11 protein-coding genes and 2 pseudogenes are annotated in these 9620 nt (G+C 69.4%); 8 read left to right on the forward strand and 5 right to left on the reverse strand.

The window, feature by feature from the left end:
• Nucleotides 1–87: 87 nt before the first annotated feature.
• Both GCU69_RS13855 and GCU69_RS33675 read right to left on the reverse strand, forming a co-directional pair.
• A complete protein-coding gene (locus GCU69_RS13855; protein WP_156206229.1) occupies nucleotides 88–1032 on the reverse strand; it encodes an NAD-dependent epimerase/dehydratase family protein in 945 nt (314 codons plus the stop codon).
• Nucleotides 1033–1809: 777 nt separating this feature from the next.
• Nucleotides 1810–2067, reverse strand: coding sequence for a helix-turn-helix domain-containing protein (locus tag GCU69_RS33675; protein WP_235978456.1), 258 nt, complete (start codon nucleotides 2065–2067; stop codon nucleotides 1810–1812).
• 604 nt (nucleotides 2068–2671) lie between these two features.
• Between GCU69_RS33675 and GCU69_RS13865 the strand changes: the two genes are divergently transcribed.
• Nucleotides 2672–3151, forward strand: coding sequence for a phospholipase (locus GCU69_RS13865; RefSeq protein WP_156206239.1), 480 nt, complete (start codon nucleotides 2672–2674; stop codon nucleotides 3149–3151).
• A 76-nt stretch (nucleotides 3152–3227) separates the two neighbouring features.
• On the opposite strand, the pseudogene GCU69_RS13870 reads toward GCU69_RS13865, so the two are convergent.
• Nucleotides 3228–4402 (reverse strand): annotated as a pseudogene (locus GCU69_RS13870) (IS1380 family transposase); the annotation flags it as partial.
• 369 nt (nucleotides 4403–4771) lie between these two features.
• Nucleotides 4772–5893, reverse strand: a complete 1122-nt coding sequence (locus GCU69_RS13875) for a hypothetical protein (protein WP_156206230.1) — start codon at nucleotides 5891–5893, stop codon at nucleotides 4772–4774.
• Between the two features lie 480 nt (nucleotides 5894–6373).
• On the opposite strand from GCU69_RS13875, the gene GCU69_RS13880 reads away from it, so the two are divergent.
• The 3 genes from GCU69_RS13880 to GCU69_RS13890 all read left to right on the forward strand — a co-directional run bounded on the left by GCU69_RS13880 (nucleotide 6374) and on the right by GCU69_RS13890 (nucleotide 7415).
• Nucleotides 6374–6541 carry a hypothetical protein gene (locus tag GCU69_RS13880; protein ID WP_156206231.1) on the forward strand — a complete coding sequence of 56 codons (168 nt, stop codon included), beginning with the start codon at nucleotides 6374–6376 and terminating at the stop codon, nucleotides 6539–6541.
• Between the two features lie 371 nt (nucleotides 6542–6912).
• Nucleotides 6913–7119: a hypothetical protein gene (locus tag GCU69_RS13885; protein WP_156206232.1), complete on the forward strand. Its 207-nt coding sequence runs from the start codon at nucleotides 6913–6915 to the stop codon at nucleotides 7117–7119.
• A gap of 5 nt (nucleotides 7120–7124) precedes the next feature.
• Nucleotides 7125–7415, forward strand: a complete 291-nt coding sequence (locus GCU69_RS13890) for a hypothetical protein (protein WP_156206233.1) — start codon at nucleotides 7125–7127, stop codon at nucleotides 7413–7415.
• Nucleotides 7416–7472: 57 nt separating this feature from the next.
• Here GCU69_RS13890 and GCU69_RS33680 read toward each other — a convergent pair whose 3' ends face one another.
• Nucleotides 7473–7769 carry a hypothetical protein gene (locus GCU69_RS33680; protein WP_235978457.1) on the reverse strand — a complete coding sequence of 99 codons (297 nt, stop codon included), beginning with the start codon at nucleotides 7767–7769 and terminating at the stop codon, nucleotides 7473–7475.
• Here GCU69_RS33680 and GCU69_RS33685 point away from each other — a divergent pair.
• The 4 genes and pseudogenes from GCU69_RS33685 to GCU69_RS33220 form a co-directional block, all read left to right on the forward strand.
• Complete coding sequence (locus GCU69_RS33685; RefSeq protein ID WP_235978458.1) at nucleotides 7762–7917, forward strand: hypothetical protein; 156 nt, start codon at nucleotides 7762–7764, stop codon at nucleotides 7915–7917. The two genes, GCU69_RS33680 and GCU69_RS33685, sit on opposite strands and share 8 nt — an antisense overlap.
• A gap of 226 nt (nucleotides 7918–8143) precedes the next feature.
• Nucleotides 8144–8215: pseudogene (locus GCU69_RS33690) on the forward strand (hypothetical protein); the annotation flags it as partial.
• 356 nt (nucleotides 8216–8571) lie between these two features.
• Complete coding sequence (locus GCU69_RS33695) at nucleotides 8572–9360, forward strand: hypothetical protein (protein ID WP_235978461.1); 789 nt, start codon at nucleotides 8572–8574, stop codon at nucleotides 9358–9360.
• 9 nt (nucleotides 9361–9369) lie between these two features.
• The coding region (locus tag GCU69_RS33220) for an NUDIX domain-containing protein (RefSeq protein WP_218037921.1) at nucleotides 9370–9620 on the forward strand (251 nt) is incomplete at its 3' end.

Consider the following 9620-nt stretch of genomic DNA (forward strand, 5'->3'; position numbering starts at 1 on the left):
ACCGGGCCTCCGGCAGCAGCGGCCGCCCGCGGGGCACAGCGGCACACGGGACGTACCGTGCTCAGGTCGGCGGGTTCGTGCTTGGGCTCAGCGCTCGTGGCCCGCGCCGAGCCAGGATATGTAGTCGGCGGCGGCGCGTTCGGTGTCGTAGGCGGGCCGGTAGCCCGTGTCCTGCCGGAGGCGTGTGATGTCGAGGTGGCTCTGCGGGGTGCTCCCGCCCGCGGGCAGGTCGATCCGGGCGCCGGGAATGACTTTCCGGATCGCGGCGATGACCTCGGCGTTGGTCGTCGCACGGCCGGAAGCGACGTTGTAGGTGCTGTGGTTGAGTCGGTCCGTGAGCTGGAGGAGGGCGATGGCCCGGGCCGCGTCCTTGACGTAGCAGAGATCGATGGAGTCCTCGGCGTACGCGGGGGCGGGCAGCGAAGAGAGGTCCGGCTCGGTTCCGCGTACGGCCGCGTGGACGAGTTCGGGGGCGGCGAAGAACAGCGCGCCATGGGGTTCGAGCGGTCCCCAGATGCCGGAGATGCGGTGGTTGACGATCTCGATGCCGGTGGCATCGGCCAGGTGCCCGTTGAGCAGTTCACCGATCTTCTTGAAGGCCGGGATGAGGTGCCCGGAGTCCATGGGCAGGGGCATGTCCTCGGTGAGTGGTCCTCCGGTCCCGGCGCCGTAGACGCCGATCGTGCTCGCGACCCCCACGCGCCTCACGCCCCAGTCCTGCGCAGCCTGCAGGACGTTGAGCAGGCCGCCGATGGCCTTGCGGGCCGCTTCCACGGGCTGGTCGGGGCTCGGCGGCCAGGGCATGGATCCCGCGAGGTGCACGATGCCGGTGATGCTGTGGCGCTTGCCGACGTCGAGCAGCGCCCCCGGTTCGGTGATGTCGACCTGCTCCACCGCGACCGGCCTGTCGAAACGCCCGGCCGGAGGCTCGACGGCGCGGCGCTGGACCAGAACGCATTCCTCGCCCGCGTCCAGGAGGGCCTGGACGGTGTGGGACCCGATGAAGCCGAGTCCTCCGGTGACCAGAATCATCTGAGAATCTCCTCATGTCGTGACGGGTGAGCTGCCGCTGGCCTCGATGGGCCGCGGGCAGAAGGGGAGGCCACCGGGTCTGGAGACACCCGGATCGGAACCCTGTTCCGTTTACGTTACGGAACGTTGTTCCGTTTGGCAATCCCAACCGGGGAAAGGGCCTGGCGCTCGTACACCACCCGTCGGGCCGCGACCTTCGGGTCCGGTTTTCGGGCATGACCTTCCGGCCGGGTGGTGGGGCGGCCTCCGGGCGGCCTTCCGGCTCCTGCTCGGAGTGGGCGCGCGGCGGTGTTCCCCTGCTCCACCGTGGCCTCAGCCGGCACCGGGGCGCGGCCCGCGACCGGGCCATGGGATGGCGGACCACCGTCACCACAACGGGTGGATGCCTTTGTCCGCTTGCCGCCGGGGCTTGGGCAATCTCTCCTGGCACGCGCCCTTTGCCGTACACCTCATTGCTCTTCCACCGAGCGCGGCCAGGCTGCTGGCCCTTCCTGTCTCTCCGGGACGGGATTCCGGTACGGAAGCCGACGAGGGGAGTGGTCGGCGGGAGGGGCGAGGGCTCCTGCGGCTGCTCCGCCGGCATCCCAGGCTGACGGCTCGGTGCGGTCTGTGGGCGGGCCATCACCGTGCTCATGATGGTCCTGGCCCGGTTCCTGCCCCGCCGTCTGGACGAACGCGGCAGCCACAACACGCTCCTGGTCGCCGTGTACGGCACGGTCCTGGCCTCCGGCGGTGTGGGTCTTCCGCCCACGACAGGGGATTCGACGCCGGACTCCGCTATCGGGGTTGGCTGAAGGTGCGTCGGCAGACGCCGGGTGTGGTGCCGAGCTGTGCCCGGAAGCGGCGGCGGAAGTCGACTGCCGAGGTGCGTCCGACGCGGGTGGCGATGGCTTCGACCGGCAGGTCAGTCTGTTCCAGCAAGACGCGTGCCGCGTTGATGTGTTGGCGGAGCAGCCACTGTCCCGGGCCGGTGCCGAGGTGTTCGGTGAACTGCCGGGGGAGGGGTCCGCCTGAAAAGCCCTGCGCGTTCGGCAAGCCGGTCGGGAGTCAGTCGGGTGCCGAGCCGGGAGGTGGCCCGCTCCAGCAGGGGTGCCAATGACTCCTCCGCTTTGGCCGGTGTGGGCGGGCTGTGCGGCGTATTGGAGTCGGGTGTCCTCCGGTGGGGCCGGCAGGAGCATGTTCTGGTCGATGTGCACCCGAGGGAAGGCGGAGAGTCGGGCGGTGTCGCGCCAGTGCGTGGTGGCGCGGCGGCCGTCGAGGAGTCTGCTTTGCGTGAGGACGAAGGCTTCCGTACGGATGGCCACGATCCGCGCCGGTGGGCAGTCCGCAGCGCCAGGTGACGGCAGGTGGTGCGGGGGCGCCGGGCGGTGCGATGCGCAACACGCTGCCGCCGGTCGGGACGCCGGGCGAGGCGCCTGGGCGCGGGAGCTGGCCGGATGTGCCAGACGAGGCACGGAACAGTGGTGTGCCATGTCTGGCTTGTTCCGGCCCAACTCCCTTTTGTCCGAAGTGGTTTGGCATGTACACGAACGGCGTATAGCTCGGGTGTGCGTTCGTGCAGACCTCGTACGGACGCCGTGTGTCCCATGTGAGCGAGACCCGCCAGGACAGCCATGTTTCCCACACGGAGGAGACCCCTATGCGCCGCCGCGCCACCGCGCCTCTGGCCACTGCCGCGTTCGCCCTCGCCGCCGCACTGCTCCCGGCCGCCAGCGCCTCCGCCGCGCCGGCCGACAAGGCACAGATCCTCAGCAACTGGACACAGACGAGCGCCTCCAGCTACAACGCGTTCTTCGCCGCGAGAGCCGACCAGGGCAGCTGGAGCGCGTACGGCTTCGACTGGTCGACCGACGTCTGCTCCACCTCCCCCGACAACCCCTTCGGTTTCCCCTTCGCCAACTCGTGCATCAGGCACGACTTCGGGTACCGGAACTACAAGGCCGCCGGCACCTTCGAGGCGAACAAGGCCCGTCTTGACAGCGCGATGTACGCCGACATGAAACGGGTGTGCGCCAGGTACACAGGCGCCACCAAGGCCTCCTGTGACGCGACGGCGTGGACCTACTACCAGGCGGTCGACAAGCTGGGTCGCGTCGTGGAGAGGGGCGCGGTCTCGTAGGGCGGTGTGCTCGCCCGACGGCTGGTGGAAGTCGACGCCCTCCGCGCCCGTCGCGCCCCCGCCGCGCCGGATGCGGTAGGTCCAGGGCGAGCTGGACGATCTCCAGCCAGATCTGGTTCTGCGCGGCGTCGTGCAGGGGGCAGGTTACGCAGTCCGGTGGCGCGGGCGGCACGGATACGGTCCCCGGCGCGGGCACGGCGGCGGTGCCGCACCTCCAGCTCGGCGATCTCCGGGCCGGGGTGTTGGTGACGAAGCAGGTCAGCCGCAGTCCGTCAGCGTCCGTGAAACGCAGCTGGGCGCCGGGATGCGGCCGTTCCTTACGGGCGATCAGCCGCATGCCCGTCGGCCAGCCCTTCAGGACGTCCCCGTCGAGTTCGGAGACCCAGGTGCCGTCACGGATCTCGCCATCCGCCTCGACGGCCGGCGTCCAGGCCGAGGCCGGGACCTTCAAGACGGCCTGGCGGACGGCGTCGGTGAGGGGTATGCCGAGCGAGTACGACAGCCAGCGTCCACGCTGGGCGAGCCAGGCCACGAACTCATGGGTGCCGCCACCGAAGTCGGTCCGGGTCAGGGTCCGGCGCCCCCGTCGGTATTTCTTCGGCAGCTTGGGCCAGGGCCAGTTGGGCCGCCGTGATCTGATCACTCGCGGTGTTGCTGCCCGCGTTGCCGGGCCGCAGCAGGCCCGCGACGGGTTCTCCACCGCCTGCCGGGCTGTGGTCGGCGAACGCCATCAGCGGATGGTGCCCGAACGTCCGCTTCCAGGCCGCCGCGGCGTCCTGCTTCTCGGAATGGGCCAGCACCAGCCACCCCGTCGATGTCGACGACCACCGACCCATCGGCGTCCGGGGCCGCTGGGCCGGCCGCTTTCCAGACGTGTTCGCGGACCTGGGCTCGTGCGGTGCGGATCGCGGCCAGAGCCCTCGGCCCCGCCGCGGCGAGGGTGTCGACGAGCCGGGAGACCGTCGGATCGGAGGCCACCGGGCCGAACACGGCCGGCTCGGCCCGCAGCGTCCCCACGTCGCCCAGGCAGTCCCTGCCGAGCGCGACCGCGAGCGCCACATCCAGCAAGACCTTCCCCGGATCGTGCACCGCCCGGGGCCGGCGCCAGGGCGTCAGAGCCGCCGATATCGTCTGGTCCAGGCCGGTCTTGCGAACCGTCTCCACCAGCAAGACGCCACCGGCCTGCGAGACGACCGTCCGGCCGCGGCCCTCGACGCGAACACGCGGATAGGACCCGATACGCTTCTTCACCCTGGGAAGTGCCTGCGACGGTGGCAGGAACAAGGACCTCGACAATCCTCTTTCTTGCTGGTCAGAGGCACTTTCCGCTTGTCTGACCGCCTGTCGGACACCCGGCCTCATGAAAGCCCGAGGCTAACGGGTCGCGTGTGCGATCACCCATCGGCCGCCCCAGCCAGTGAAAGCCCGGGGCCAGGGACGTCACGCATGCGTGGAGGCCGCCTGGTCAGCAGGTCGGAGCGACGTTGACTCTCCTGGAAGCCACCGGGCACGCCGCGCCTCACGTGGCAGAGCCAAGGTCCGCGGACGGGCCGGGCAGCCGTGCCGTTGCCGTGGTGGGCGACCCTCTGCCTTGCGATGCATCGCATCACACCCGGGAGGTCAACGCCAGTCGATGAAGACGGGTGTGCTCTCCAGTGCGGCGAAGTCGCCGCCCGGCTCGACCTTCTCGGGGGTGGAGCCGGGCGTGGTGTCGGTGATCCAGTGCTCGTAGAGGTCGCCGTCTTCGGTGATGAAGCTGATCTGCTCGCCGCCGGGAGATGCCGCCGTTGTGAAGAGTCTGTCGGAGTTTTCGGGCAGGATGGGCTCTCCGGGCTGGGCGTTGGGTCCCAGATCGACCCTGCTGTAGTTGGACAACTCGGTGCACAGCACCGTGTCGTCGTCGACCCAGCCCACCGTTGTGCAGTCGGTGCCGATGACGTTGTCCTCCTCAGTCACCGTGCTCGCGAGGAACACGCGCTCCTGGGGCACCTTCACCACGCCTCTGCCGGTGGCCAGGTGCTGTCCATCCGGAGAGAGCGTGATGTGATCGCCCAACACGGCCTTGGTCGGCGTCCCCACCGTAGTGATCAAGTCACCGTACGGCACCCTCCCGTGGTCCACCAGTTCGTGGCCGCCGTCGACCGGCCGGCTCGCAACGACGGTCTCCTCGCCGTCGTTGTAGGTCAGCCAGACCGCGTCGCCCTCCGGCGAGAAGGCCGCGGCCTTCTCTTCAGGATCCTCTCCGAAGTCTGCTTCCGCTTCTCCCGTGAGGTCGGTGAACTTTCCTTGCCGGTCCACGTATCCGACGTGCGGATCTCCGGTCTGCTGGTCCACGGTCACCACCGCGATTTTCGTGAAATCCCGGTCGAACAGCGACCTCATGCTGGAGATGTCGCCCTTCTCCGCCGGATGGCACAGCGCGGCGATCGCGGTGTCGTCCGTCATGCCCACAAGGGCTGTATCGGGCAGCCGGAACTCCGTGTGCGCCACGTGCTTGAAGCTGCCGGGCTCCCAGCCGTCGACGGAGATCACCCCGCCGTACCAGTCGTCCGCCGTTTTCGTGCCGGGCGTGCAGCTGGCGCTGATGATCACGTCCTTCTCCGGGAACTCGTCCCCGATACCTTCCGGCTTATCCGCATCGTTGCCGTCCCCGCCCGCACGGGCACCGGAACCCTCAGCACCGGAAGGCTCCTCTTGCGAGCACGCCCCCACACCGCCAAGACACGCCAACGTCAGCAGCACACCACATGCCCTGGTAAAAGCACTCACCGGTTCCCCAACCCTCGCAAGTTTCGAACGGCACATGCACTGGAGCGCGCCGCCGCGAACGTCACCAGGACCCGCGGCGGCGCGTGACAGGTTAGAGCAAGAACGCTGGGGGAGGGCCGGAGTTGGCCGGATACCGGGCCGCGGCGGGGCCGTCCGGCCAGTCGGCAGGCGTCGGGCGCGAACCACCGCATGCCGTGACCGGCGCCGAACGGAAGGCGTCAGCGGGGGCCGAGGTCCACGAGCACCGCGCGGTGGTCGGAGCCGTCGAGGTCATGGAAGGAACTCGCCGTCGGCGCCAGTGCGTCGCTGAGCAGGACATGACCAGGTCGGGGTGCGAGAAGCGCCGAGGGCCATGGTGCTGTCGCGCAGGCCGGTGTCGAGGATGTCGCGGAACGCTTCGTGAGCGGGCGGGTGCTGAGGATCGCGGAGCCCTCGGCCGGGTCGCCCCCGGCAATGACGCGGTACGGGTACGCCTCGCGCGGCGAGAACGCGTCCAGGGCCGTGGTGCACCGGACGTTTGCACTCCTGCAGCAGGGCGATGTCCGGCCGCTCTTCGCGCAGCAGGGCGAGTCCCGCGCCGGTCGCGTCGCCGAAGTGGACCCGATACGCTTCTTCACCTGAGGAGTGCTTCTTTCCACGCGACGATCCGGACTCTGGACAAGCCCTATCGTTGCAGGTCAGCAGCGCTCTTCGCGTGTGCGATCACCCCTCGGACGACCCATCCCGTGAAAGCCCGAGGTTATCAGCGACGCGCGTGAAGACTTCACCCTCCGCGTTACCTTCGGTGATCACGACTGGCGCGGCCGGCAGGAAGCCACGCTGTCCCTGCTGACCGGGCCCGACGCCTGCAATCGCGACGCTGACGGCATCGTCGTGGCCCGCACGAAGACGGGCAAGGAGACCACCGGTGCGGGCGGCATCCGTTTCTGGGCCGGGACCGCGGGGGACCCTTCTACATCGAGCCCACCGTCGTCAGTGCGGTCCGCACGTCCGTGGTGAAGGGCAAGGCCCTGGACCTGAGCGGCTACGACCCGGACAAGGCCAAGAACGCATTCTCCGACAAGAACGTCCAGACCATCGCGGTCGAGATCCCGGACGACTTCTTCCATGGCATCGCCACTGGGTACTGGGAGCCATCGCAGTACCCACCGACGCCGGCGAAGCCTGGCGCCAGACCGACCGCGCTGCCATCCCCCTGATCTCCATGCTGTTCGGCTTCAACGAGGCTGACGACTACGGAGCCACCCAGCCCGCCGCCGACTACAGCACCTGGGGCAACCAGATCCAGAACAAGGTCGTCAAGGCTGTCGAGGCCAACGGGTGCCAGGGCGATGCCAAGCAGTACGCGGCCGAGGTTCGCGACCTCCTGACGCCGGACATCCTCCGCTACCGCATCGGCACGCGGGACAGTTCACCGGTGGCCGCCGCAACGGACGCAACCTCGTCGAGGACGTCGCCGAAGAGATGTTCCAGATGGCTCTGCGCAAGACGGTAGACGGCGGGCTGGACGCGGACTGCGCGACCGGCAGGCTGCGCCAGGAGTTCCCCTACCTCAACAAGCCGGTGTCAGGGGCGGCCCTCGCAGGTGACGGTCGCCCGTACGGCCCGGTACCGGGAACGCCTCCGGTGCCGGGCCGGCCTCGTGTTGGGGGAAGGGGATCTGGTGGATGAATTTCAGAGGGCGTGGCTGCTGGCCCAGCTCGGGCCGGATGCCGACCCGGCCGGCCTGGAGCGCCGGTTCTTCCGGCTGCGGTCGGTGCGCGCGGTGGCGCTGGAGGTGCTGGGAGAGCGGCGAGCGAAGCTGCTGGGCGATCCGCTGAAGGTCACCGTCGACGGGGGCGGTGACCATGGATCTCCAGGAGAACTTGCGCGGTATCGAGCGGCAGATCGAGCAGGTGCGCCAGGCGCCCGCCCCTGATGAGCCCGGAGACGGGGACGAGCCGACGGAACTGGTGATGGCGGTGACGTGGCTGGCGCCTGCACACCTCTACCGGTAGAGGCTGGCACCCTGACACCGCGGCTGTGAGGGCTTCACACTGGCTTTGCGACCGCCGCCCCCGGGTAAGCGGAAGATGGGTGCCAGCCTCTGCGAAGCGTGTCACCATGCCGACGGGCACGGCGCGGCCGGCGGGCCGCGGAGAGGCCGGGAGTAGATCTGAGCGACACAACGCCATTCGAGCTGACGCCCGGCGGCGTATCCGGTGCCACCGCGAGCGACGCGGCATGACGCGGGCGGTCCTTGCCGGACTGGTCGGACGCTCCGAGGTGTGGCTGAAGAAGGTCGAGCGTGGAGAGCGGGAAGTCCGCTCGTTGTCCATGGTGGCGCGCATCGCTCAGACTCTTCACCTGGACGACCTGTCTGCGCTGACGGGTGGCGACGCGTCGATCCCCGTGCCGGAAATCCGTAAGTTCACTCGCCCCGCCGTTCCCTGGCTGCGCGACGCCGTGCACGCAGGCATGTTCCATCGCCCGGCGAGCCCGCCGGAGAGTCTCGACGTGCTGGCCGGCCGCGTGCGGCAGTCGTGGACGGTGTGGCACGCCTCCCGTCACCAGCGCACAGAGGTGGGCACCACGCTGCCAGCTCTGCTGGCCGCCGTGCACGCCGCATCCCGGGGGACGAAGAGCGAGACCGGCGGCGGGCCTACGGGGTCATGGCGGAGGCGTACGCCCTCGCCCAGCAGTTTTCGGCGCACGTCGCAGAGCCCGAGCTGTACTGGATCGTCGTGGATCGTGCGCGCATGGCCTGCGAGGAGTCCGACGACCCCGTTCTGCTCGCCTTTGCTGCCTGGATCACGGGCAACGGCCTGCGTAACTCCGGCCACACGGAAGAGGCCCTTCGCCTGGCGGCGGAGGCCGCCGAGAGCTTGCGCCCGCGCCTGGAGGGCGGCTCTCAGCATCTTCGGAGCACCTTCGGGGCTCTGTGCTTGCATGCGGCCGTGACAGCTGCTCAGGAGGGCAGCGACGGTACCGCTTGGCGCTGGCACGACGAGGCAGACCGCACCGCGAGGCAACTGCCGACCGGGTACGCGCACCCCTGGACCGCCTTCGGTGCCGGGAACGTCGCGGTGCACGCTGTGACCATCGGGGTGGACCTGCGAACGCCAGGGGCAGCCCTGCGCAGGGCTGCTGACGCAATCCCGGACTCCATTACGTCCGTCGAGCGACGCTCGCGCCTCTTGGTCGACGCCGCCCGCTCTCAGTACGCACGACGTGAACACGCAGGGTCGCTCCACTACCTCCAGCGGGGTTTCAAAGCGTCCCCGGAAGCGGTGCGTTACGTGCCGTCGGCTCGATGGCTCGCCGCAGATCTCGTGCTGCACTCGCCAGTCTCGATCCGGGACGGCGCTCGCGAGCTTGCGGACTCCGTAGGGGCCGCTGCACAGGGGTACACGAACGCAGGGGTACAAGCTGTATCCCTTGGTGACCGTTTCCTCTCATAGCGTCATCGCATGGCTACGGAAACGGGCACGATGCCGAGCCCTGAGATTGGGGAGTTCGTACGCGACACCGCACGACAGGTGTTCGGCGTTATGGGACACCAGCCCACCGACCACACCAACCCTCCGCCCCGACGCCTGGGGGCCGTCGTCCTCGTCCGGGACAGCGGGAGCCGCATCCTCCTGGTCCACCCGACTTACAAGGACGGATGGATTCTCCCCGGCGGATCGGCCGACGCAGGCGGGTCCATCGCTGAAGCCGC

It is taken from the genome of Streptomyces lycii (assembly GCF_009735685.1).
GTDB lineage: Bacteria > Actinomycetota > Actinomycetes > Streptomycetales > Streptomycetaceae > Streptomyces > Streptomyces lycii.